Consider the following 24,753-nt stretch of genomic DNA (forward strand, 5'->3'; position numbering starts at 1 on the left):
CTTTTACCTTTTTGGAAAGTATGTGTTTCGCTGTTTAAGTATTCTTTACATCGCCTCCATTGGATAGTCTCCCGGATACGCTAATAAAAAAAGGTGTTCGGGCGATGAAGAAGATTCTCAGGGCGACGTTAACCATGGCGATTGCTTTTTCATCTATGGAAAGCATGGCGGCAGTCGATCTGCTTTTGTACAACGGCAAGGTGTTCACCGCCGAGCCGGGTCAGCCCCAGCAACAAGCCATAGCGGTGGCCGATGGCCGGATCCTCAAGGTCGGTAGTGATATCGAGATTCTTTCGCTCAAAGATGCCATGACCCAAGTGGTTGATTTGAAAGGTAAGGTCGTCATGCCAGGCTTTATTGACAGCCACAGCCATGCCATCGGTGGCGGGATGAAACTCAAGGCGGCCGACCTTGAAGGACAAATGCTGCCCTTCGACGAACTGGAGCAGCGTTTGCGCGCGTGGCGAGATGATGGCAAGGCGCGACACGGCGACATACTCAGTATTAGTGGTTTTCCCTCTACCTACTGGAGTGAAGTGGCTCAATTTGAGAAACACTTCAATCACGGTGAATGGGCTGAAACCCCTATTGCGTTTATCGGCTGGGATTACCACACCGGTTGGGCCAACAAGGCGATGCTCAAGCGAGCAGGTATCGATGCCGAGCGGGTCAAGTCGCTCAAGGGCGAAGCCGTGGCGACCATCGGCCACCATGAGGACAGCACTCCCAATGGATTCGTCGCAGATGCCGGATTGTCTGCGGTGATGTCTCAGCTTCCTTCTCCTTCCTTCGACCAGTTGATGGCTGCGGGCCGGGCTGCACGCGACCTCAATCACAGCCTGGGCATTACGGCCCTGATGGACCCGGCAGCAAATACCATGCCTGGCGATTCGGTATTCGACTTCAAGCCTACAGCACAGACGTTGGGGGTTTTACCTGTCTACAAAACACTGTCGGAAAAAGGTGAGTTGGAGTTGCGGGTGGCTGCGCTGATGGTTGCCAATCCGAAGAGTAAACCTGCGGATTTGGAGGTGCTGGATCAGGTCAGGAAACAGTTTAGTGGCGTCGACAATCTCAGTCTGCCGGGCATCAAGATCTTCGCTGATGGCGTCGCCGAATTTCCTGCGCAAACCGCCTCGTTACTGACTCCCTACAAGAACTCAAAAAAGGGAGGCGAGTTGCTGATCGATCCCGCGCATTTCGGAGAGCTGGTCAGCGCCGCCGATGCCCGTGGCTGGCTGGTTCATGTGCATGCCATTGGCGACCGGGCGGTCCGCGAATCGCTCAACGGGATTGAGCAGGCACGCCACGACAGGCAGAGCGGTGTGACTCATTCGATCACCCATTTACAAATGGTCAATCCCAAGGAATTCACCCGCTTCAAGCCGCTGAACGTCATTGCTTCCATGCAGCTGTACTGGGCCTCTGCCGACGAATTGAGCATTGATTTACTCAAACCCTACATCAGTGCCATGCAGTTTCAGTTCATGTATCCGGCGCGCTCGTTGCTGAAAAATGGCGCAACCATTGCCGGTGCCAGCGACTGGCCTATCAGTACCCCCAACCCGTGGAAAGCCATAGGTCAGGCCATCAGCCGTAAAGGCCCCAAGGGGATCCTCAACAAGGATGAGGAAATCGATCGGGAAACGATGTTCTATGCCTATACCCGCAACGCCGCCCGTGCGATCGGTCTAGATAAGGAGATTGGCTCTCTCACAGCGGGCAAACAGGCTGACCTGATCATCCTCGATCGCGATGTCTTCAGCGTGCCCGATGAGCAATTGGCCGATACCCAAGTGCTCAAGACCTACTTTTCCGGGCGCGAAGTTTACAGCCACCCGTAATCCTAAAACGTAAGCCTGACCTTTGTCCTTCGGGGCATGGGGAGGGCGAAGCCTTTCCTGCCAATAATAATAAACAGGATTCAACCTATGCATCGTCTTGCTATTACGACCCTTGTCGGCTGCGCGCTTTTTCCCTTTGGTGCAGGCGCCGTGACGCTTACTGACAACCTGCAATTGGAGTTAAAACCGCAGGTGGTCAGCGATTACCGCAGTCGCGGATTGTCCATGACACTCGGCGATCCCGCTGCGCAGTTGGAGGCCACATTGATACACAGTAGCGGTGCCTATGCGGGCGTCTGGACTTCAAACGTCGACTTTGGGGTGAACCTGAAAACGCGCTTGGAACAAGATTACTACGCAGGCTTTTTCATTCCATTGAATGACGATGTCAGCCTTGATGTGGGGTATCTCAAGTACACCTATGCCAAGGAAGGACAGTTCAATATGAGTGAGGTCTATGCCATTTTCAAAGCCTATGGTTTCAAGTTCGGCAGTTATTACTCCAACGATCTGAAGAATATTGTAGGGAAAGACCAGGACACGCTCTACAGCTACTTGGGGTACAGCCATGAAATTGTGGATCAGCTCGGTCTGGAGGTCCGCTATGGTCGTTTCGACTTCAAGGATGATGTGTTTTTGTCAAACAGTGGCAAGGCTCGCGGTGATTATCACGAATGGGAAGCCAAGCTGACCCGCAGCGCATTTGGGGTCGACTGGGGCCTTAGCTACGTCGACACGGATCTTTCCGAGAGCGAGTGCGCGAGTTACTACGGTTACACCGACGTCTGCACGGCGACCGTGGTAGTCAGTGCCAGCAAGACATTCTGATCAAAACCTTCAGTTAAGAAACTTGCACTGTTGAATGCTTGCAGGTTTTTCGGGCGGTGCTTTTGCGCCGCTTTTAAAGGCTGGAAGGGACATAGATTTATTTCCGCGTTCTAGGCGTCTGTTTCGGAGTTTGGCATCGGGGCAGATGCCTGAACGAGGCGCCACAATCAGCGTGCGAGTATCGGTAGCTGGACTCTTTAAAAAAACAAGATAGGAGATTTCGATGTACTTGACCCAAGGGTTGCATCGCCATATGCAACAGCGTCCCGAAACACCGGCCATTCGTTACCAAGGTCGTAGTCTGAGCTTTGCCCAGTTGGGCGACCGAGTCGCCCGTCTGGCCGGCGCACTAAAAGACCTGGGCGTGACCAGCGGCGAGCGGGTGGCGATGCTTTCGCTAAACTCGCAGCGTTACATCGAATACTATCTGGCGGTCCCTTGGGCCGATGCCGTGCTCAACCCGGTGAACATCCGTTGGAGCGCTGCGGAGATCATTTATTCATTGGACGATTCTGAAACCTGTGTACTGATCGTCGACGACAGTTTCCTGGATCTGGCAGGAAAAATCAGTGCTGCTGCGAAAACCCTGCGCCTGATGATTTATGCCGGCGAGGGCGAAACTCCGCCGGGCATGCTCAACTACGAAACGCTGATCACCCAGTATGAGCCGGTCGAAGATGCCCTTCGTGGTGGCGATTCTCTGCTGGGCGTTTTTTATACCGGTGGGACCACTGGTTTCCCCAAAGGGGTAATGCTCAGTCATAACAATCTCGTTTTATCAGCCCTGGCCACTTTCAACCAGACCGGGTTCGGACCTCAGACTATCTTCTTGCATGCCATGCCGATGTTCCATATAGCCGATCTGTCGGCGATGGTCTCACTGTTCATTTGCGGCGGTACGCATGTGGTGTTACCGACCTTCAAACCGCAGGAGGTACTTGAATGCATCAGCCTGGAACGGATCAGCAATACCATGCTGGCGCCGACCATGCTGCAGATGCTCCTCGATTGGCGGGAAGTCAATCCCGCTGCGGCCAAACTTGATCTGAGCGCGCTAAGGAAAATCACTTATGGCGCTTCGGCAATCTCGCCGGCACTTCTCGATCAAGCCCGTCAGTCCTTTTCGGCAGCCGACTTCATCCAGGGCTACGGCATGACCGAACTGTCTCCCTTCGCATGCATCCTCGATGCCGAGTATCACTGCGAGGAGCATCAGCGCAGCGGCAAGATGTACTCGGCGGGGGTGCCGGTCAACTGCGTCGAAATTCGTATCGTTGATGCCGAAGATCGGGAGGTGCCGCGTGGCACCGTGGGGGAGATCATCGCACGCGGGCCGAATGTCATGCTCGGTTACTGGAACAACTTGCAAGCCACTGCCGAAGCGCTGCGTAACGGCTGGATGCACACCGGCGATGGAGGCTACATGGACGAAGATGGCTTCGTCTATATCTGTGACCGGCTGAAGGACATGATTGTGAGTGGCGGGGAGAACATCTATACCGCCGAGGTCGAAAACGCCATCGTCAGACTTCCGGCCGTTACCCAGGTTGCAGTAATAGGCATTCCCAGCGACAAGTGGGGCGAGACGGTTCACGCAGTGATCGTTTGCAACCCTGGAGCACGCATCTCCGAGCAAGAGGTTATCGCCCACTGCCGCGAATGTATCGCCGGTTACAAGGTTCCGCGTAGTGTCGAGTTCCGGGAATCGTTGCCATTGTCCAGTGTCGGGAAAGTGTTGAAAACCGAACTGCGCAAGCCGTTCTGGGAGAACCGCGCTCGTCAAATTGCCTAGAACGTCGGTGCGCATTGCAGCGATTCGCTGACTCGAACCGCGATAAATCGCATTGGCAGTAAAACTGACGAAGTGCTGATTCAGAAGACTGGTTCGACTTGGCATTGTCTGCACCTTGGATACGGTGCAGATCATCAGGCGACACGCAGCCATAGCTAGCAGCCATAGCTAGCGAAGGCTCTCCCATGGCTTTTTCGGCTTGGCTGCAATTGCAGTGGGAAAAGTGCTTTAGGTCATGACAAGCTTTGGTATTTAACGTGCAACAACGACAGCAGCCCTGGAAGGCATCAGTTATTTAGGGGCACGCCCTGAACCTGGTAGCCGCAAATAAACAGGCAGAATTGTTGTTGTCGACAGACTGCTTTTGGCCGGTTTCTGCCTGTCATTAAGGGCTGCAATCGACCCATGGCCGATGTTGTCCGCGCCGAATGCAGTTCCACAAAGCAGACGATCAGAAAACTAGACAGTATTTGCGACTATGATGCATATCTCGCGACGGTATACGGCGTTGCGGCAGGCAAATTTGAGATTAGAATATGCTGCTATGTCTTGGTCTGAACTGAGCGCGGAGATCTATCGATTGCAATCGGATAATTTCCAGGAGAGGCCTGCTACCGAGTCGGCAGGATAGGTCGAGATAGACGGGGCCATCAATCGGAATGCTGTGCGATTGGTAGCATCTGTTCAGCCATTTGACTGCATTGGTGCTGGAGAGCGTCTAGCACGATGTGTAGCTTGCTGACGTCGTATCCATTTGATGTGATGGACTCCGCAGTCGCACGGTAGAACGCCTTCGCATAGCTTTCCTTGAAGTCGAGTGCGCCTTGGTAGACATCCAGCTTTTCTTTGTAGTTCGTCCAGGTCACTTGCGGCGGCTTGTGATCCTTCAACCGCAGGTCCAGGTAGCACTCGATGGCTGCCGCCCGACCGTTGATATCGGCGCTCGATACACCGTTAGGACCTCGCGCCGGGAAGTTGCGCAGTTCCTCGATGTCAGGAAGCACCATCGCTCGCATGTTCGCGGGGAACTCGAACCGCTGCAGGCTGCAGTACGTATCCAGCCCTTCTGCATCGTTATCGAAGATAAATACGACACGGTTGTGAACGTCTATCTTGATAAGTCCCTCGGCAAACTTGGCCAAATTGCCGGTGCCGGAGAAGGGATGCCGCTCCTCCACATCGATGAATCCGAAGAAGTCCTGAATGTCTGGTCGAAGGAGCGCGATGGCGCGCTTTAGGATATGTGTGTCCGATGTTCCTTCTGTCGCGATCAAGTACGTTTGGGTACGACGCGCACCCGCGACGAAGTCCTTGTTCTGCGCCCAGCCTGCCTGAACGAAGCTGCCGTAGTCCCACACAACATCGAGGTCCAAGTTGGCTGGGTTCTCAGCTAGGACTCGAAGTATCGAGTAGGGATTGAGAAACCCGATCAGGTTGCCAAAGTGACTCCGCTCCGAGTATCCGTCCGTATCTCGGAAGGCTTCGCCCTCAGGCAGTTGAACGATAGCGGACTCGTTCGAGAACAGTCCACGCTTCGCTCGGTGCACGCCATCGTAATCCTCTGTGTAATCATCGTTGAGATCACAAACAGCGTATGCGTGGATGAAGGTAACGAACTGGTCAAAGTCCAGTACTACAGGTCCGCTCAACTCCTCCGCTACTGTTCGCTGCTCCTGATCGTAAGCGACATGGCGGTCATATTCAGCTTTAACAGCAGTCATGGTGTACCCGAGCAATTCGAGTCGCGGAACCATTGACCGTAGGGAGCGGCAAAAACACAATTCGTTTTGAGTTACGTCCATCTCCGGGTGCTGCTCGTAATACTCATAGTTGATGGTGCCACGCCGACGACGCTTACGGTCGCCTTCTTGAAAGAGCATGCCATGGTCGATGCCCATGTAGCCCGTGTTGTACGTGAGCGTGATATCGCCGACTGCTAATGTGATGGGTGTGCTCGATCCGACTTCGGGTCGTAGGCGAGTATCCCCTTGCCCTGCTTCTTGGCTGCATACATGGCGATGTCGGCGCGCTGCATGAGCGTCGAAGGATCATCGCCGTGCAGACCGGAAACCACCACACCAAAGCTGGCTTCGACATCAAGGTCGACTCCGTCGATTAAAAAAGAGGCAGTGATCGCGGTGTGCAGCCGTCGCGCTGCTTTCAAAGCCCCGTCCAGGCCCTCTACTTCGGGCAACAGAATGGCAAACTCGTCGCCTCCCAAGCGGGCGACCGTGTCGATTTCCCGTGCTTCGCTGATCAGCCGTTTGCCGATCTGGTCGAGCAGGCGGTCCCCGTAGTGGTGCCCCAGGGTGTCGTTGACTTCCTTGAATCGGTCAAGGTCGATCAGCAACAGACCTGTGCTTGACCCATGGCGGCGCCCCAGGCGCAGTGCCTGCTCGAAGCGGTCGGCCAGGAGAGTCCGGTTGGCCAGCCCGGTGAGCTTGTCATGCAGCGAAGCGTGCAAGGCGTCCTTGCGTTGACTGTCGAGTTCGATACGAGTGCGCCGTAGCACTTTGGTGAACAGGCCGGCGAGGAGCAGCCCGGCGATAAAAACGATGGGAGTGGTATTGGCGTTGAAGGACTCCCGTATGCGCAGCTTCTCCAGCGCCATGATCGACTGCTGGTGGTGATCGGCCGCTGCTCGCAGGACGACTTTTTCAATCTTTTCGAACAGCGGGTCGGCCTCCTCCTCGTCGATCCGGCGCGCCCGCGCGCCATCTCCATGATCGACGGCGTCGAACATCTTGTTCATGCTTTCCAGGTAGGGAGTCAGTGCCGTGCGAACATCCTCGACAAGGAGGTGATCCGCAGGCGATCCGGAGCGGTGGACACGCTCGAGCGCAGTGCTCAGTTGCGCTACGACACTGTTGAAATTACGCAGTACGTTCGGGCTGGGGTCCAGCCGATACTTATGCTCCAGAGACTCGACGGCTGCCACGGCAGTCGCAGCCGCTGCGTAGTGGTCGGATAGAACACTCGAAGCGATCGCCTCCTGCCCCAGGCGTCCGGTGGTAATTGAAGACCACACCGCAAAGCCGCTGATTGCCAGCAGTACGGCGACCAGACCATAGCGCGCCCACCTACTGGGTATTGTTTTGCTCCAGCGCATAAGCCTGGGTACGGCAATCACTGGCGAAAAGGCTTCAGGATGCTCAGGACTTGCTGGCGGTAAATTGCTCATGTGCTACCTCAGGGAGAAGTGGCTGATTCCATTCTTATTGGCAATGTCCGCCAAAACCTGAGCTTAGTCGAACGTGAAGTTAGCTTTGAGTATTCAACAGTGGCTGTGCAGTGTTAACGGATCTAAAAACAGCGAAGTGATATTCAAATGGACTGTAAAAGAACCTGAGCCGGAATAGACTCTATCAACCCTTCCCGCGCCGTCTCATGGGCAAGCCGTGGTTTCTATTGGACCTAAGCCGCAACCACTGGCAGCTTCGAGCCCTGAGGACCTCAGTCAACTTGATCAAGGTTGTTGATCGGCGTGGTGGGTGCTGCCGTTAGGTGGCATCTCACTGGCGTTTGCTCGTTTGAGGGGGCAGGTAAATTCCGGATCCTTCAGTTGCTGTGTGGGGTCATTGCTCGGGACTGTTGCTAGGGGAGAGGGATGTGTCCGTTAGGGCCTAAGTGTTCATATGTATAGAGAAAGGTGTGCGATTCAGGCTGCCTTTTTTTGGGAAGGCATTCTTCGCCGGCTGACGAGGAGGAGGGTGGCTAGCTAAGCATTTGAAGCCTAAAGAGAAAATTTGAAAAATTTCGAAATGATTGCTTGACGGGCTAGTTTGTATCTGTAGAATGCGCACCTCGGTTGAGACGAAAGATCTTAACCAACCGCTCTTTAATAACTGAATCAAGCAATTCGTGTGGGTGCTTGTGGAGTCAGACTGATAGTCAACAAGATTATCAGCATCACAAGTTACTCCGCGAGAAATCAAAGATGTAACCAACGATTGCTGAGCTAAATTTAGGGTTTTCTAAAAACCCAAAGATGTTTGAACTGAAGAGTTTGATCATGGCTCAGATTGAACGCTGGCGGCAGGCCTAACACATGCAAGTCGAGCGGCAGCACGGGTACTTGTACCTGGTGGCGAGCGGCGGACGGGTGAGTAATGCCTAGGAATCTGCCTGGTAGTGGGGGATAACGTTCGGAAACGGACGCTAATACCGCATACGTCCTACGGGAGAAAGCAGGGGACCTTCGGGCCTTGCGCTATCAGATGAGCCTAGGTCGGATTAGCTAGTTGGTGGGGTAATGGCTCACCAAGGCGACGATCCGTAACTGGTCTGAGAGGATGATCAGTCACACTGGAACTGAGACACGGTCCAGACTCCTACGGGAGGCAGCAGTGGGGAATATTGGACAATGGGCGAAAGCCTGATCCAGCCATGCCGCGTGTGTGAAGAAGGTCTTCGGATTGTAAAGCACTTTAAGTTGGGAGGAAGGGCAGTTACCTAATACGTATCTGTTTTGACGTTACCGACAGAATAAGCACCGGCTAACTCTGTGCCAGCAGCCGCGGTAATACAGAGGGTGCAAGCGTTAATCGGAATTACTGGGCGTAAAGCGCGCGTAGGTGGTTTGTTAAGTTGGATGTGAAATCCCCGGGCTCAACCTGGGAACTGCATTCAAAACTGTCAAGCTAGAGTATGGTAGAGGGTGGTGGAATTTCCTGTGTAGCGGTGAAATGCGTAGATATAGGAAGGAACACCAGTGGCGAAGGCGACCACCTGGACTGATACTGACACTGAGGTGCGAAAGCGTGGGGAGCAAACAGGATTAGATACCCTGGTAGTCCACGCCGTAAACGATGTCAACTAGCCGTTGGGAGCCTTGAGCTCTTAGTGGCGCAGCTAACGCATTAAGTTGACCGCCTGGGGAGTACGGCCGCAAGGTTAAAACTCAAATGAATTGACGGGGGCCCGCACAAGCGGTGGAGCATGTGGTTTAATTCGAAGCAACGCGAAGAACCTTACCAGGCCTTGACATCCAATGAATCTGCTAGAGATAGCGGAGTGCCTTCGGGAACATTGAGACAGGTGCTGCATGGCTGTCGTCAGCTCGTGTCGTGAGATGTTGGGTTAAGTCCCGTAACGAGCGCAACCCTTGTCCTTAGTTACCAGCACGTTAAGGTGGGCACTCTAAGGAGACTGCCGGTGACAAACCGGAGGAAGGTGGGGATGACGTCAAGTCATCATGGCCCTTACGGCCTGGGCTACACACGTGCTACAATGGTCGGTACAGAGGGTTGCCAAGCCGCGAGGTGGAGCTAATCCCAGAAAACCGATCGTAGTCCGGATCGCAGTCTGCAACTCGACTGCGTGAAGTCGGAATCGCTAGTAATCGCGAATCAGAATGTCGCGGTGAATACGTTCCCGGGCCTTGTACACACCGCCCGTCACACCATGGGAGTGGGTTGCACCAGAAGTAGCTAGTCTAACCTTCGGGAGGACGGTTACCACGGTGTGATTCATGACTGGGGTGAAGTCGTAACAAGGTAGCCGTAGGGGAACCTGCGGCTGGATCACCTCCTTAATCGACGACATCAGCTGCTCCATAAGTTCCCACACGAATTGCTTGATTCATTGAAGAAGACGATTAGAAGCAGCCCGAAATTGGGTCTGTAGCTCAGTTGGTTAGAGCGCACCCCTGATAAGGGTGAGGTCGGCAGTTCGAATCTGCCCAGACCCACCAATTTTGTGTGGGACACGCCTGTAGAAATACGGGGCCATAGCTCAGCTGGGAGAGCGCCTGCCTTGCACGCAGGAGGTCAACGGTTCGATCCCGTTTGGCTCCACCACTTACTGCTTCGTACCGTTAGAGTTTAGAAATGAATATTCCAATGTGAATATTGATTTCTAGTCTTTGATTAGATCGTTCTTTAAAAATTTGGGTATGTGATAGAAAGATAGACTGGACAACACTTTCACTGGTGTTGTTACAGGCTAAGGTAAAATTTGTGAGTTAAATTGCGAATTTTCGGCGAATGTCGTCTTCACAGTATAACCAGATTGCTTGGGGTTATATGGTCAAGTGAAGAAGCGCATACGGTGGATGCCTTGGCAGTCAGAGGCGATGAAAGACGTGGTAGCCTGCGAAAAGCTTCGGGGAGTCGGCAAACAGACTTTGATCCGGAGATGTCTGAATGGGGGAACCCACCTAACATAAGTTAGGTATCTTACGCTGAATACATAGGCGTAAGAAGCGAACCAGGGGAACTGAAACATCTAAGTACCCTGAGGAAAAGAAATCAACCGAGATTCCCTTAGTAGTGGCGAGCGAACGGGGACTAGCCCTTAAGTGGCTTTGAGATTAGCGGAACGTTCTGGAAAGTACGGCCATAGTGGGTGATAGCCCTGTACGCGAAAATCTCCTGGTCATGAAATCGAGTAGGACGGGGCACGAGAAACCTTGTCTGAATATGGGGGGACCATCCTCCAAGGCTAAATACTACTGACTGACCGATAGTGAACTAGTACCGTGAGGGAAAGGCGAAAAGAACCCCGGAGAGGGGAGTGAAATAGATCCTGAAACCGTATGCGTACAAGCAGTGGGAGCCCACTTTGTTGGGTGACTGCGTACCTTTTGTATAATGGGTCAGCGACTTATTTTCAGTGGCGAGCTTAACCGAATAGGGGAGGCGTAGCGAAAGCGAGTCTTAATAGGGCGTCTAGTCGCTGGGAATAGACCCGAAACCGGGCGATCTATCCATGGGCAGGTTGAAGGTTGGGTAACACTAACTGGAGGACCGAACCGACTACCGTTGAAAAGTTAGCGGATGACCTGTGGATCGGAGTGAAAGGCTAATCAAGCTCGGAGATAGCTGGTTCTCCTCGAAAGCTATTTAGGTAGCGCCTCATGTATCACTGTAGGGGGTAGAGCACTGTTTCGGCTAGGGGGTCATCCCGACTTACCAAACCGATGCAAACTCCGAATACCTACAAGTGCCGAGCATGGGAGACACACGGCGGGTGCTAACGTCCGTCGTGAAAAGGGAAACAACCCAGACCGTCAGCTAAGGTCCCAAAGTTATGGTTAAGTGGGAAACGATGTGGGAAGGCTTAGACAGCTAGGAGGTTGGCTTAGAAGCAGCCACCCTTTAAAGAAAGCGTAATAGCTCACTAGTCGAGTCGGCCTGCGCGGAAGATTTAACGGGGCTCAAACCATACACCGAAGCTACGGGTATCACTTAGGTGATGCGGTAGAGGAGCGTTCTGTAAGCCTGTGAAGGTGAGTTGAGAAGCTTGCTGGAGGTATCAGAAGTGCGAATGCTGACATGAGTAACGATAATGGGTGTGAAAAACACCCACGCCGAAAGACCAAGGTTTCCTGCGCAACGTTAATCGACGCAGGGTTAGTCGGTCCCTAAGGCGAGGCTGAAAAGCGTAGTCGATGGAAAACAGGTTAATATTCCTGTACTTCTGGTTATTGCGATGGAGGGACGGAGAAGGCTAGGCCAGCTTGGCGTTGGTTGTCCAAGTTTAAGGTGGTAGGCTGGACTCTTAGGTAAATCCGGGAGTCTAAGGCCGAGAGCTGATGACGAGTGTTCTTTTAGAACACGAAGTGGTTGATGCCATGCTTCCAAGAAAAGCTTCTAAGCTTCAGGTAACCAGGAACCGTACCCCAAACCGACACAGGTGGTTGGGTAGAGAATACCAAGGCGCTTGAGAGAACTCGGGTGAAGGAACTAGGCAAAATGGCACCGTAACTTCGGGAGAAGGTGCGCCGGTGAGGGTGAAGCATTTACTGCGTAAGCCCATGCCGGTCGAAGATACCAGGCCGCTGCGACTGTTTATTAAAAACACAGCACTCTGCAAACACGAAAGTGGACGTATAGGGTGTGACGCCTGCCCGGTGCCGGAAGGTTAATTGATGGGGTTAGCTAACGCGAAGCTCTTGATCGAAGCCCCGGTAAACGGCGGCCGTAACTATAACGGTCCTAAGGTAGCGAAATTCCTTGTCGGGTAAGTTCCGACCTGCACGAATGGCGTAACGATGGCGGCGCTGTCTCCACCCGAGACTCAGTGAAATTGAAATCGCTGTGAAGATGCAGTGTATCCGCGGCTAGACGGAAAGACCCCGTGAACCTTTACTATAGCTTTGCACTGGACTTTGAATTTGCTTGTGTAGGATAGGTGGGAGGCTTTGAAGCGTGGACGCCAGTTCGCGTGGAGCCAACCTTGAAATACCACCCTGGCAACTTTGAGGTTCTAACTCAGGTCCGTTATCCGGATCGAGGACAGTGTATGGTGGGTAGTTTGACTGGGGCGGTCTCCTCCTAAAGAGTAACGGAGGAGTACGAAGGTGCGCTCAGACCGGTCGGAAATCGGTCGTAGAGTATAAAGGCAAAAGCGCGCTTGACTGCGAGACAGACACGTCGAGCAGGTACGAAAGTAGGTCTTAGTGATCCGGTGGTTCTGTATGGAAGGGCCATCGCTCAACGGATAAAAGGTACTCCGGGGATAACAGGCTGATACCGCCCAAGAGTTCATATCGACGGCGGTGTTTGGCACCTCGATGTCGGCTCATCACATCCTGGGGCTGAAGCCGGTCCCAAGGGTATGGCTGTTCGCCATTTAAAGTGGTACGCGAGCTGGGTTTAGAACGTCGTGAGACAGTTCGGTCCCTATCTGCCGTGGACGTTTGAGATTTGAGAGGGGCTGCTCCTAGTACGAGAGGACCGGAGTGGACGAACCTCTGGTGTTCCGGTTGTCACGCCAGTGGCATTGCCGGGTAGCTATGTTCGGAATAGATAACCGCTGAAAGCATCTAAGCGGGAAACTAGCCTCAAGATGAGATCTCACTGGGACCTTGAGTCCCCTGAAGGGCCGTCGAAGACTACGACGTTGATAGGTTGGGTGTGTAAGCGCTGTGAGGCGTTGAGCTAACCAATACTAATTGCCCGTGAGGCTTGACCATATAACACCCAAGCAATTTGTTGGCCCTGCTTTTGGAAACAAAGAGAGGGCACCAGATTGCGGTGTGTGAAGACGAAACGAACCGAAAGTTCGAGATACTCACAAAACACCAAGCTATCACATACCCATTCGCTGGAGCGTGAACCTGAAAAGGCCCACGACCCGGCTACCGAATTTCTTGACGACCATAGAGCATTGGAACCACCTGATCCCATCCCGAACTCAGCAGTGAAACGATGCATCGCCGATGGTAGTGTGGGGTTTCCCCATGTGAGAGTAGGTCATCGTCAAGATTAAATTCCGAAACCCCTATCTGCGTATGCAGGTAGGGGTTTTGTTTTTGTGGGACGTAAAATGCAAGATTGAGCGTAAACGCACCAAAGCCCGTTATTTGCACGGTCATTTGAGTCGCTCTGTGGCCTTTCGGTAAGCGGCTTCATTTTCACGCTTATCGATAGCGACCACGAACACCACAATCTCCTGATCCAGGACCTGGTAGATCAGTCGGTAGCCTGCGCTGCGTAACTTGATCTTGTAGCAATCTGGCAACTCGCGTAAGCGGTTGGGCTCGATGCGAGGATTCTGCAGAACTTCAGCCAGCTTTTTTTTGAATTGCTGTCTGATCGTATCTCCCAGTTTTTGCCATTCCTTCAGTGCACGTTGGTCAAATTCAAGGCTATAGGTCATCCAACGTCACCTTAACGCGCTGCGGTGACGCCAATCGCTCGCGTACGGTGTTGAGGAGAGTTTCATCCTCTTCTGTCATCAGTACAGGCCGAAAAGGGAGCTGGCCGCGCTCAGCAACATACTGCAAGGCTTGGCGCATGAGTTCAGACGGCGTCACCCCCAAACGTTCCAGCTCACGGTAGGCGCGGGTTTTGAGGTCGTCGTCCACACGGACATTGATTGAGGCCATTTTTGTGCGCTCCTGTAAAGACATGCGTCATTACGATGGCATTGCCTGAGCGATTTTACAATGGACCGCTAAAAGAAAATTTCACCTGTCTTTAAACTATAAACGCCCGATGCGGTGCATCAGGCGTTTGGGTGAAACAGATGCAAACCTGTTACCAGTCAGTTGACGACGAAGCCGGCACCCACCGGGTCGTTGCGCTCAATCACCCAGCGCGAAGTCCCCAGGATGCTGGCCGTGCCCTTGACGGTCGGGCGCACCGCACGTGTACCGTTAAGGTCAACCTCGCCGAGCAGGCAACCTTCGAAGGTGCCGCTGCCAAGCAGGCCTTCGGATAGAATCGGCTGATTCAGGCCGAGTTTTCCTCGCGCCTCGAACATCGCCATCATCGCGCTGGTGCCCGTGCCGCCGGGAGAGCGATCGAGTTGGCCAGCGCTGAAGACATGGACGTTTTTGTAGAACGCGCCTTCGATGGTCGCCGGGTGCCAGAAGGTGATGAAGTTGAGATCGTTGATATGGGCCTCGGTAGGGTGTTGGATCTTCAGTTGTTTCTGGATCTGCTCGCGGGCCAGCAGACCGAGGCGCGATAACTCGCTGCCGTTTTCCGGGCTGATGCGCAGGTCGCAATTGGTCAGATCGACGATACCGAAATAGTTGCCGCCCCAGACCAGGTCGGCTTTGAGGTCACCATAGCCGGGCAGGTGCACGGGAATATCCTGGGCCGCCACGTAGGCCGGCACGTTTTCAAAGCGGGTCCAGAGCACTTGGTCGCCTTCTGAAGCGACCTCGGCCACCACCAGTCCCGCGGTGGTTTCGAAGCGAATTTTGGTAATGCCATCGGCACCGCGTGGAACCAGGCCCAGCGCGACCATTGCCATACTCACGGCAATGGTGCCGTGACCGCACATGTGCGAATACACGCTACCGTCCATGTAGATCAGGCCAGCGTCGAACTCACTGCTTGAAGGCGGGGTGAGGAACACGCCGAACATGTCCTTGTGGCCGCGAGGTTCCTGCATCAGCGCCTTGCGCAACCAATCATAGTTCTGCTCGAGAAAGGCCCGTTTGGCCAGAATGCTCGAACCGGCGGGGTAGGGAATACCGCTGTGTACGATGCACAGTGGCTCACCTTCGGTATGGGTATAGATGACATCGAACGTGTCTTGCATGCGCATGACGGAACTCCTGGCTTTCGGGATGTATGACGGGGGGTTATTTGCGCTCTGACAAAAGGTCGAGACCGATGCACAGATCGAGAATGATGACCGCGACTACCACGACGACGATGGTTGCGCCGGAGGCGGCAGCGATCGTTGGGTCGACGGTGTACTGCACATAATTGAAGAGCTTGACCGGAATGGTGTTCAGGTCCGGGGTGGTGTTGAAGATCGACAACTCCACGTTGATCCATGACGAGATGAAGGCAAAGATCGATCCGGTAACGATGCCTGGGCGGATCTGCGGCAGTACCACATGAAAGAACGTGGCCCAGGGCGTGCCGCCCAGATCGCTGGAGGCTTCTTCCAGAGCGCGTTGCTCCGGGGTCAGCATCGACAGCACCGAGCGCAGCACGAAGGGTGAGATGATCACCGTGTGGCCGATCAACAGCGCGAGAAAGCTGCGGGTCAAGCCGAAGTAACCGCCAAACTGCAACAGTGCCGCGCCCAGTACGATGTGCGGAAACACCAGGGGTGAGGTCAGGGCCGCGACGATCGCGCCTTTACCGGCGAACTCGTAACGCGCCATCGCCAGCGCGGCCGGAACGCTGAGCAACACCGCGACGCATGTCGCGGCCAGGGCGAGCACGGTGCTGGTGGCAAAGGAGGACACATAGCTCGGGTCACTGAGCATTTTGCCGTACCAGCCCAGCGTCCAGCCTTGAGGCGGGAACGCGAGAAATGACGAGGCGGTCAAGGACACGCCCATAATCACCACCAATGGCAGCAGCATGTAACCGAGCACTGCCCAGGACACCAGTCGAACCAGCAAACGAGTCATCATTGGTTGCTCCCGCGAATACTGCCGACACGCCCGGCGAGCCCGACCATTACCAGGGTAAAGATCAGCAATACGACACTCAGCGCGCCGCCATAGTTGAAGTCGAAGACCGAGCTGTATTGCTGGAAAATCAACATCGAGAGCACTGAAATTCGTCCGCCCGACAGCAGTGCAGGCGTCACGTAGGCGCTGGCCGCCAGGGTAAACACCATGATCGAGCCGGAGATGATTCCAGGCATGGTCAGCGGCAGGACCACATGGAAAAAGGTCGCCCGCGGGCTGGCGCCCAGATCCTCCGATGCCTGTTCATAGGCAGGATCGACCTGCGCCAGGGCGTTGCCTGCGGCAAGCACGATGAACGGCAGCAGGATGTAAACCATGCCGATCAGGATCCCGAGTTCGGTACCCAGGAAGCGTACCGGCGTTTCCACCAGGCCGGTTTCCATAAGGCTTTGGTTCACCAGGCCATTGCGCCCCAGCAGCACCATCCAGCCGAACGAACGGACGATGTTACTGGTGAACATCGGCACCACCAGCAGGATCACACAGGCTCGTCGCCAGGTACGCCACTTGACCACGCGCACCAGGTACCAGGCCAGTGGGTAGCCGAGCAGCAAAGAGACCAGGGTGGTCAGCGCGGCGATGCGGAAGGTCACCAGAATCACCTCCCAGTGGTATTGGTCGCCGAGCACCCGGATGTAGTGATCGAGGGTGAAAGCCTGATCGGCACCCTTGGTCAAGCTGGCAAAGATCACCACGGCGAAGGGTGCGAGAAAGAACGCCGCGAAAAACGCCAATGCCCCGAAGAGCATCAATAGCGGGGCCAGCGCCGAGCGTTTCATAGCGACTCCCCGATCAGATGCAGGTGGGCAGGGCTGAAGCCCAGGCGCACGGCACTCCCGGCAATCAGATCGGCCCTGGGGAAACCCATGGTGCGAGCCACGATCGACTGCCCGTCAATCAGGGTGTGGATCAGGGTATGACTGCCCACGGTGACGATATCGGTCACTGTCCCGCGGATTTCGTAGCAGCTTGCGCTCTCGGGACTCGATGCATCCAGCACCTGCAAGTGCTCGGGGCGCAGGATGGCCACCCCTTGTGGCGCAATATTTTTCGCGCCGCAGAACAGCGGTTTATCTCGAACCGTCAGGCGAATTTCCCCGGCACCGGTGGCCTGATAGCCGATAAGGTTGGCCTCACCGATGAAGTCGGCAACGAAGCGCGAAGCGGGGGCACTGTAGATCTCGCTGCTTGAACCGGTCTGTTCGATGCGACCCGCATTCATCACCACAATGCGGTCGGCGATGGTCATCGCTTCTTCCTGGTCGTGGGTGACGAAGATGAAAGCGATACCGAGCTTGGCCTGAAGATGCTTGAGTTCCAGTTGCATGCGCTTGCGCAGCTTCATGTCCAGCGCCGAGAGCGGCTCATCCAGCAACAGCAGTTTTGGCCGATTGACGATGGCTCGTGCGAGCGCCACGCGTTGCTGCTGCCCACCGGACATCCCGCGCGGAAAACGTTCTTCCAGCGCTTCCAGGCCGACCAGCGCCAGCGCCTCGCGAGCTCGCTCCCGTGCTTCACTGCGATTGACTCCCTGGCGCCGCGGCCCATAGGCAACGTTTTCCAGTACGGTCATGTGTGGAAACAGGGCGTAATTCTGGAAGACGGTATTCAACGGGCGACGATACGGCGGCAGGCGGCTGACATCCTGACCATCGATCGCTATGGTGCCGGAGTCAGGCTGCATGAAGCCGGCGATCGAGCGCAGTAAGGTAGTCTTGCCACAACCGCTGGGGCCGAGCAGAACAATGAACTCGCCCTGCTCGATATCGAGGTGGATATTGTCCAATGCCTGGAAAGCCCCAAAGCTTTTGCAGACGCTGTCTATGCTCAACAAAACTGACATTGCAGACCTCTTGAGCTAGTTGGCGCTGACTTTGCGGTTCCAGTCATTGGTGACACTGGCGCGCTGGGCGTTGATCTGGGCCCAATCGAACAGGCGCAAGCTGTCAATCGAACCGCCCACACCCCATGGCAGCTTGCGGGCCACGTCTTCGGATACCTCCACGCCTTTAACCGCTGGGCCCAGGTAGAGTTTGCCGGCCAGGCACGACGCCGCTTCCTTGGTCAGCGCGGTATTGATGAATTGTTCTCCCGCCTTGCTGTTTCGCGCACCTTTGATCAGATGCAGTCGAGCGTCGGTGGCCCAGGCACCTTCCTCGGGGATGGTGAAGCCGATAGGCGCTCCCTTATCGATCAGGTCCCAGGCCCCGACGTTGAAGTGCGCGCCGATGATCGCTTCGCCACTCTGAAAGGCATTGGTTGCGGCGCCCGAGCTGTCGAAGAACAGTGCAGTGTCCAGCGCACCCAGCTTGCTGTAGACCGGCTCCAGATTGGCCCGGTCTATACCCCAGACATCAGCCATGAAGAATACAAACGGCACGCCGGAAGAGTTGGCGGGCGAAGGCAGGGCAATGGCGCCGGCGAATTCCGGCTTCCACAGATCTTTCCAGCTGGTGGGCGGCTGTTTGATTTCCTTGGTGTTGTAGGTCAGGCCCAGCGAGTAGAAACCGGTGCTGACGGCAAAGGTATGGCCAGCGTTGGAGTAGACCGCTTTGTCCTGAACGTTCTGCAGGTTAGGAATGGCTGCTGGGTCAAGATCGGCGACTACGCCCGCGGCATAAGCGAGTTCGCTGATGCCGCCATCCATCCAGGCCACATCTATCGTTGGGCTGGACTTCTGCTGCTGGAGTTTCGCCAGGGTGGTGGTTGAGGTGCCGACTTCGGCTGCGACGGGAATCCCGGTCGCCCGAGTGAAAGGCTCTGCGACACAGCTGAGGAAAGCTTCACCCCAGTTGCCGCCGTACAAGGCAACGGTCAACTTCTGCTGCTCGGCCATGGCGCCGGGTGAGGAGACGCAGCCTGCAAGCAGGAGCGCGACTGTGATTTCATTACGAGTCTTCAGTCTCATGTCATGTCCCTCTGGGGAGTTGTTGTTATGTTCCCCTTGTCTGCATCTTGCTCGTCGTTGTGGCAACGAGGCTTGCACAGTGGGGTCTTAAAGTTGAATATTTAGGTCATGCTAAAGATGACTCAGATAAACAACGATTTCCATGCTTCGCCTGACCGGCCCGGTCCCGAGGCAGGTAATCGCCCGCAACTCTCGGTGGGATTGGTCCTTCTGGATCAATTCACCCTGGCTGCGTTTTCAGGCTTTGTGGATGTGCTGCGGTTGTCTGCCGATCTGGGAGGTGGCAGTCGGCAGATCCATACCGCATGGCGGGTGATGAGTGTCGACGGCCTTCCACGAACCTCTAGCGCTGGAATTGTTCTGGAGGTTGCCGGCGGTCTGTCAGAGGATCCGGGCGAATTCGACTATGTCGCCATCTGTGGCGGGAACGATTACCCCAATACCCATCTGCCGAAGAATCTGCGTGACTGGTTGCAGCGCGCAGCGAACAGTCGCGCACGTTTGCTAGGCATATGCACCGGCACTTTCGCCTTGGCTCAAGCGGGCGTGGTTGGAAATCGGTCTGTGTGCGTCCATTGGAATGTGCTGGATGCGTTCCGCGCACGCTTTCCGAAGACGCCCGCAGCGGTGGATCATCTATTCATCGACGAGGGCGATCTGATCACCTGTGCCGGTTCCACGGCGGCGATTGACCTGGGCCTGTACCTGGTGGCACGGCATTGCGGGCGAGAAAAGGCCCAGCAGGCGGTACGGCACATGATGTTGCAGGGTATTCGCCAGGGGCGGCAGCCACAGGCGCATTTCTATGCAAACCTGGCAGATATCAAGGATGAGCGCGTGCGACAGGCCGCGCACTATATCGAGCAACGGATGGACAGCTTGCCAACCCTGGATGCTATCGCTCGGTATGTGGGGCTGGGGCGGCGGCAGCTGACACGAGCCTTCCAGCAGTCGCTCGGCGTCTCGCCCATGGAGTTCCAGCGCTCGCTGCGTGTCGAGTACGGCAGCTGGTTGCTGCTGAACAGTCACAGCAGCATCACGCAAATTGCAATGGATTGCGGCTTTGCCGACGGTGCGCATTTCTCTCGCGAGTTTCGAACCCGATTTGGCATGACCCCTCGTCAATTCCAGCGCCAAGGCCAAATGCCATTGTAGGAGCGAGCTTGCTCGCGATGGACTCGAGGGCGCTGCATTCATTCAGAAAGCACGCGTTAATGTTGACGTCCATCGCGGGCAAGCCCGCTCCCACAGGTTTCGCTCCTACCAAGGGGGCGCATTGCCCTCCGGTACTAAAGGAGGTGCCAATGAAAGCTAAAGGACCATTCCAGTCTGGCGTCATAGGTTTAGGCTCAATACCACGATCTAAAGATACCGGCTGCGATGGCCCATTCACCTCTGCATCTTAAAACACTGTTCGCCTGAACACTTGATGCAGCACACGTCCCCCGCTGAACTTCGTCGATGATGACAATCAGACGAGCCTCACAGCCTGCGATATGAGTAGAAAACCTCACCTGATTTCCGGGTTTGCAGAATAAAAGAGGATTTATCATGAGCAGCACCTTCTTCATTCCATCCGTGAACATGATGGGCATTGGCAGTCTTGACGACGCCATGCTTGCCATCCGCAAATATGGTTTCCGTAAAGCCCTGATCGTCACTGACGCAGGCTTGGCCAAAGCCGGCGTGGCCGACAAAGTAGCGAAACTTCTGGCCCAGCAGGACATCAACTCCACCCTGTTTGATGGCGCCAAACCGAATCCGACGGTCAGCAATGTCGAGAAAGGCCTTGAGCTGCTTGGTCGTAGCGACTGTGATTTCATTATTTCCCTGGGCGGCGGTTCACCCCATGACTGCGCCAAGGGCATTGCCCTGTGCGCCGCCAACGGCGGGCACATCAGCGATTACGAAGGCGTGGATCAATCCGCCAAGCCACAGATGCCGTTGATCGCGATCAATACCACCGCCGGCACGGCGAGTGAAATGACCCGTTTCTGCATCATTACCGACGAAGTCCGGCACGTGAAAATGGCCATCGTCGACCGTAACGTCACCCCACTGTTGTCGGTCAACGATCCTTCGCTGATGGCAGGCATGCCCAAAGGCCTGACCGCCGCCACTGGCATGGACGCGCTGACCCACGCTATCGAAGCCTATGTGTCGACTGCGGCAACGCCGATCACCGATGCCTGTGCACTCAAGGCCGTGGAGTTGATCTCGGCCAACCTGCGCACTGCCGTTGCCCAGGGTGACGATATGACCGCCCGGGAAAATATGGCCTATGCGCAATTTCTTGCCGGCATGGCCTTCAACAACGCTTCGCTGGGCTATGTCCACGCCATGGCGCACCAGCTGGGTGGGTTCTACGACCTGCCCCACGGTGTCTGTAATGCGATCCTGCTGCCCCATGTCGCCAGCTTCAACGCCAGCGTATGCCCGGCCCGGTTTAAAGACATCGCCAACGCAATGGGTGTCGACACCCAGCATCTGGATGCGGAAAAAGGCGCCGCCGCGGCCATCGCCGCCATCCGCAAACTGTCTTCGGATGTCGGTATTCCGAGCGGCCTCGCCGAACTGGGCGCCAAGGTCGACGATATCCCGATCCTGGCAACCAATGCCATGAAGGATGCCTGCGGCTTTACCAATCCGCGTCCGGCCAATCAGGGCGAGATCGAAGAGATTTTCCATACCGCGATGTAACCGATGTGAAGCCAAATCAAAAGCCCCGCCTTCGGTTGAAGTGCGGGGCTTTTTTCTATGTGTGACACGGATGTACAGGGTCGGCATAGCCTGTAAAGCACGCTGCAAAATAAACCGGACCCACACCTATAAGGGAACGCCACCTGTGGCCGATAACCTGACGTGCAGTTGTCTCCCTACGCTGCATGTGTCTTTGGGGTCATCTTCCTACTTGCCTGGAATCTTCGATGCTGGCGTACCACCAAAAAAGCTTTTTGATCGTCGATGATTTCTCTGATTTCCGCAGTTCGGTCCGGTCCATGTTGCGTGAGTTGGGGGTCAAGGATGTGGATACTTCCGACACCGGTGAGCAGGCGCTGCGCATGTGTGCGCAGAAGCGCTACGACTTCATCCTGCAGGATTACCATCTGGGCGACGGCAGGAAGAATGGTCAGCAGGTGCTCGAAGACCTGATGGTCGAGAAGCTGATCAGCCATGAAAGTGTATTCATCATGGTCACCGCCGAAACCAGCCAGGCCATGGTGCTCAGTGCCCTTGAGCATGAGCCGGATGCCTATCTGACCAAACCCTTCAATCGCGCAGGTTTGGCCCAGCGCCTGGAGAAGCTGGTGCAGCGCAAGAATTTGCTCAAGCCGATTCTGCAAGCCCTCGACCGCGGCAAGCCCACCGAAGTGCTGGCAGCCTGCGCCGCGTTGTGCAAAGAGGAGCCGCGCTTTGCTCCGCTGTGCCTGCGTTTCCGGGCCGACGCTCTGCGCGACCTGAATCAGGATGAGGCGCTGGAGCGCTTTCTCAACGCAATTCTGGCAGACCGCCCGCTGCCCTGGGCCTATGCGGGGTTGGGGCGGTTGCTGATCAAACGCGGTCAGGTTGGCCCGGCGAAGACTCTGTACGAAACGGCGCTGAAGGCTTTCCCGATGATGCCGGCGCTCTACGACGGCATGGCGGATGTCCTGGTCGCCCAGGGGGACTGCAAACGCGCACAAAGTGTGCTGGAGGAGGCCGTCAGCTTGTCACCGCTGGCCGTGCGCCGCCAATCGCTGCTCGGCAAGCTGGCGTTGGCCAACGAAGATTTTGAATGTGCCTCGAAAGCCTATCGCCAGGCGGTAACCCAGGGGCAGCAGTCACGTTTCAAGGACCCGGAATGCAATCTCGGACTGGCCCATGCGTTGATCAGTAAAGGCAGTGAAAAAGGGCTGGACACCCGGACCCGACTGGAGATCAATGCGACCCTGAGCGCAGTGGCCAAGGAGCATGTCAACGATCCAGGCTTGCAGGTTCGGGCACGGCTGATGAAAGCCACCAGCCTGCTGATCAACGATGCAGAAACCGCCGAGAAGCTGACTGAGCAGGCGCTGGCCCGGCTTGAAGGCATGGAGAACTTCATGAGTGCCGAGGCGGCGCTGGTAGTCGCCAGACAACTCCAGCAACTGGGGCATGCGCAGGCCAGCGCGTCGATGTTGAAGAACTGTGCGGAAATCTACGGTGACGACCCGCTGGTGATGCAGGGGATTGCCAGGCTGACCGACGACCCGTTGATCCTCAATGCCGGCAACGCCGCAGCCGATCTGAACCGTCAGGGTGTGCGCAGTTACAAGGCCGGTACGCTGACCGAAGCGAGGGCGCTGTTTCGCGGCGCGCTGTTGTTGCAACCGAAGAACATCAGCATTGCCCTGAACATGGCGCAATCGCTGTTGCACGGTGCCGACGCCAGTCTCGATACAACCCTGCTCGAGGAATGCCGGGTCTGCCTGAAAATGGTCGGCATGATGCCCGAGAGCGATGCACGTTATCCGCGTTACCAGAAGCTGCGAAGCAAGGCGTTTGGCGAATGAACGACACTGACCAGGGGCTGGATTTTTCCACGGTGATGGCCTCCACCGTGCACGACATGAAGAACTCCCTGGCCATGCTCATGCTGACCCACTCTCAGTGGCTCGCACGCTTGCCCGACACCCAGCGGCAAACAACCGAGCAGGGGGTAATCGAGTACGAGTTCGCACACCTCAATGGCCTGCTGGTGCAGTTGCTGGGGCTGTACAAGCTGGGCGTCAACCAGCTGCCGTTGCAGCCGTCCTACCACGAGCTGGATGACTTCATCGAGGCGCAGCTGGCCTGTCATCAGGACGTATTCACCAGCAGAGGGATTGTCGCGAGCTATGAAGTCGATGACTTCAGCCCCCTCGGTTTCTTCGATCGAGAGCTGATCGGCTCGGTGCTGGCCAACATTATCAACAACGTCATCCGCTATGCCCGCCATACCCTGTTGATCAGCGTTCGCGAGGAAGCCGGGCAGCTGGTATTGACCGTCAATGACGATGGCGACGGTTACCCGGCACAGATGATCGAGCGGCAGGCGGATTACGTGCAGGGCATCAACCAGAGCAGTGGCAGCACCGGCCTGGGCCTGTATTTCGCCGCACGCATTGCACAGCTGCATCAACGCAACGGCGTGCGCGGGCGGATCGAGATTGGCAATGGCGGTCCCTTGGGCGGCGCATTATTCAGCCTCTATCTTCCGTGAGCGCCGCCGACGTCCAACGACCACACCGGCGTATCTCCCCCTGAATCCTGAATTATCGTTTCAGCCTGCATTTCATGGCTGACCGGCACCTTTATCGCTGCTTTTTGCCTGCGAGTGCTTGATATCCCGAACGGGTGGTGCGTATTTTGTACAGGTCGCCGTTCGCGGCTTGTACAAAAACAACAAGGATTGAGTCATGACTACCGATGGCCACAGTTCACTCGCACAGCGATTGACGGGCATTGATGAGATTGAATGTGTCACTCCGGA

16 protein-coding genes, 2 tRNA genes and 3 rRNA genes are annotated in these 24,753 nt (G+C 55.7%); 12 read left to right on the forward strand and 9 right to left on the reverse strand.

The window, feature by feature from the left end; genetic code table 11:
- Window positions 1-104 precede the first annotated feature (104 nt).
- The 3 genes from ACA064_RS06680 to ACA064_RS06690 all read left to right on the forward strand — a co-directional run bounded on the left by ACA064_RS06680 (window position 105) and on the right by ACA064_RS06690 (window position 4,464).
- On the forward strand, window positions 105-1,844 hold the full coding sequence (locus ACA064_RS06680; protein WP_497672667.1) for an amidohydrolase: 1,740 nt from the start codon (window positions 105-107) through the stop codon (window positions 1,842-1,844).
- An 87-nt stretch (window positions 1,845-1,931) separates the two neighbouring features.
- A complete protein-coding gene (locus ACA064_RS06685) occupies window positions 1,932-2,672 on the forward strand; it encodes a TorF family putative porin (RefSeq protein WP_497672668.1) in 741 nt (246 codons plus the stop codon).
- A 223-nt stretch (window positions 2,673-2,895) separates the two neighbouring features.
- Window positions 2,896-4,464 (forward strand): long-chain-fatty-acid--CoA ligase, encoded by a 1,569-nt coding sequence (locus ACA064_RS06690; RefSeq protein ID WP_497672669.1) that lies wholly within the window; start codon window positions 2,896-2,898, stop codon window positions 4,462-4,464.
- Between the two features lie 650 nt (window positions 4,465-5,114).
- Here the strand turns inward: ACA064_RS06690 and ACA064_RS06695 are convergent.
- Both ACA064_RS06695 and ACA064_RS06700 read right to left on the reverse strand, forming a co-directional pair.
- Window positions 5,115-6,362 carry a HEPN/Toprim-associated domain-containing protein gene (locus ACA064_RS06695; RefSeq protein WP_497672670.1) on the reverse strand — a complete coding sequence of 416 codons (1,248 nt, stop codon included), beginning with the start codon at window positions 6,360-6,362 and terminating at the stop codon, window positions 5,115-5,117.
- 38 nt (window positions 6,363-6,400) lie between these two features.
- On the reverse strand, window positions 6,401-7,645 hold the full coding sequence (locus tag ACA064_RS06700; RefSeq protein ID WP_497672671.1) for a diguanylate cyclase domain-containing protein: 1,245 nt from the start codon (window positions 7,643-7,645) through the stop codon (window positions 6,401-6,403).
- 813 nt (window positions 7,646-8,458) lie between these two features.
- Between ACA064_RS06700 and ACA064_RS06705 the strand changes: the two genes are divergently transcribed.
- The 5 genes from ACA064_RS06705 (at window position 8,459) to rrf (ending at window position 13,673) form a co-directional block, all read left to right on the forward strand.
- A 16S ribosomal RNA gene (locus ACA064_RS06705) occupies window positions 8,459-9,997 on the forward strand.
- Window positions 9,998-10,079: 82 nt separating this feature from the next.
- A tRNA-Ile gene (locus ACA064_RS06710) sits at window positions 10,080-10,156 on the forward strand.
- 30 nt (window positions 10,157-10,186) lie between these two features.
- Window positions 10,187-10,262 (forward strand) — tRNA-Ala (locus ACA064_RS06715).
- Between the two features lie 227 nt (window positions 10,263-10,489).
- Window positions 10,490-13,381: ribosomal RNA gene (locus ACA064_RS06720) — 23S ribosomal RNA — on the forward strand.
- 176 nt (window positions 13,382-13,557) lie between these two features.
- A 5S ribosomal RNA gene (gene rrf, locus ACA064_RS06725) occupies window positions 13,558-13,673 on the forward strand.
- The 16S, 23S and 5S rRNA genes sit together here with 2 tRNA genes alongside, the layout of an rRNA operon.
- Window positions 13,674-13,779: 106 nt before the next feature.
- On the opposite strand, the gene ACA064_RS06730 is transcribed toward rrf, so the two are convergent.
- From ACA064_RS06730 to ACA064_RS06760, 7 genes are all read right to left on the reverse strand, one after another.
- Window positions 13,780-14,067, reverse strand: a complete 288-nt coding sequence (locus ACA064_RS06730) for a type II toxin-antitoxin system RelE family toxin (RefSeq protein WP_497672672.1) — start codon at window positions 14,065-14,067, stop codon at window positions 13,780-13,782.
- The gene (locus tag ACA064_RS06735; RefSeq protein ID WP_497672673.1) at window positions 14,057-14,296 is read right to left on the reverse strand and encodes a type II toxin-antitoxin system RelB/DinJ family antitoxin; all 240 of its coding nucleotides are present in this window, start codon (window positions 14,294-14,296) and stop codon (window positions 14,057-14,059) included. Before ACA064_RS06735 ends, ACA064_RS06730 begins: the two co-directional genes overlap by 11 nt.
- 158 nt (window positions 14,297-14,454) lie before the next feature.
- A complete protein-coding gene (locus tag ACA064_RS06740) occupies window positions 14,455-15,468 on the reverse strand; it encodes a proline racemase family protein (protein ID WP_497672674.1) in 1,014 nt (337 codons plus the stop codon).
- Window positions 15,469-15,505: 37 nt separating this feature from the next.
- Window positions 15,506-16,294 carry an ABC transporter permease gene (locus ACA064_RS06745; RefSeq protein WP_497672675.1) on the reverse strand — a complete coding sequence of 263 codons (789 nt, stop codon included), beginning with the start codon at window positions 16,292-16,294 and terminating at the stop codon, window positions 15,506-15,508.
- Window positions 16,291-17,133: an ABC transporter permease gene (locus tag ACA064_RS06750; protein ID WP_497672676.1), complete on the reverse strand. Its 843-nt coding sequence runs from the start codon at window positions 17,131-17,133 to the stop codon at window positions 16,291-16,293. Before ACA064_RS06750 ends, ACA064_RS06745 begins: the two co-directional genes overlap by 4 nt.
- A complete protein-coding gene (locus ACA064_RS06755; protein ID WP_497672677.1) occupies window positions 17,130-18,197 on the reverse strand; it encodes an ABC transporter ATP-binding protein in 1,068 nt (355 codons plus the stop codon). The genes ACA064_RS06750 and ACA064_RS06755 overlap by 4 nt, the downstream gene beginning before the upstream one ends.
- Before the next feature lie 15 nt (window positions 18,198-18,212).
- Window positions 18,213-19,262 carry an ABC transporter substrate-binding protein gene (locus ACA064_RS06760; protein WP_497672678.1) on the reverse strand — a complete coding sequence of 350 codons (1,050 nt, stop codon included), beginning with the start codon at window positions 19,260-19,262 and terminating at the stop codon, window positions 18,213-18,215.
- Window positions 19,263-19,379: 117 nt separating this feature from the next.
- Between ACA064_RS06760 and ACA064_RS06765 the strand changes: the two genes are divergently transcribed.
- The 4 genes from ACA064_RS06765 (at window position 19,380) to ACA064_RS06780 (ending at window position 24,483) form a co-directional block, all read left to right on the forward strand.
- A complete protein-coding gene (locus ACA064_RS06765; RefSeq protein WP_497672679.1) occupies window positions 19,380-20,417 on the forward strand; it encodes a GlxA family transcriptional regulator in 1,038 nt (345 codons plus the stop codon).
- Window positions 20,418-20,813: 396 nt separating this feature from the next.
- Window positions 20,814-21,962 carry an L-threonine dehydrogenase gene (gene yiaY / locus ACA064_RS06770; protein ID WP_497672680.1) on the forward strand — a complete coding sequence of 383 codons (1,149 nt, stop codon included), beginning with the start codon at window positions 20,814-20,816 and terminating at the stop codon, window positions 21,960-21,962.
- Window positions 21,963-22,189: 227 nt separating this feature from the next.
- Window positions 22,190-23,794, forward strand: a complete 1,605-nt coding sequence (locus tag ACA064_RS06775) for a response regulator (RefSeq protein WP_497672681.1) — start codon at window positions 22,190-22,192, stop codon at window positions 23,792-23,794.
- Window positions 23,791-24,483, forward strand: coding sequence for a sensor histidine kinase (locus tag ACA064_RS06780; protein ID WP_497672682.1), 693 nt, complete (start codon window positions 23,791-23,793; stop codon window positions 24,481-24,483). Before ACA064_RS06775 ends, ACA064_RS06780 begins: the two co-directional genes overlap by 4 nt.
- The last annotated feature ends 270 nt before the right edge of the window (window positions 24,484-24,753 follow it).

This window comes from Pseudomonas sp. LBUM1658, from assembly GCF_059716055.1.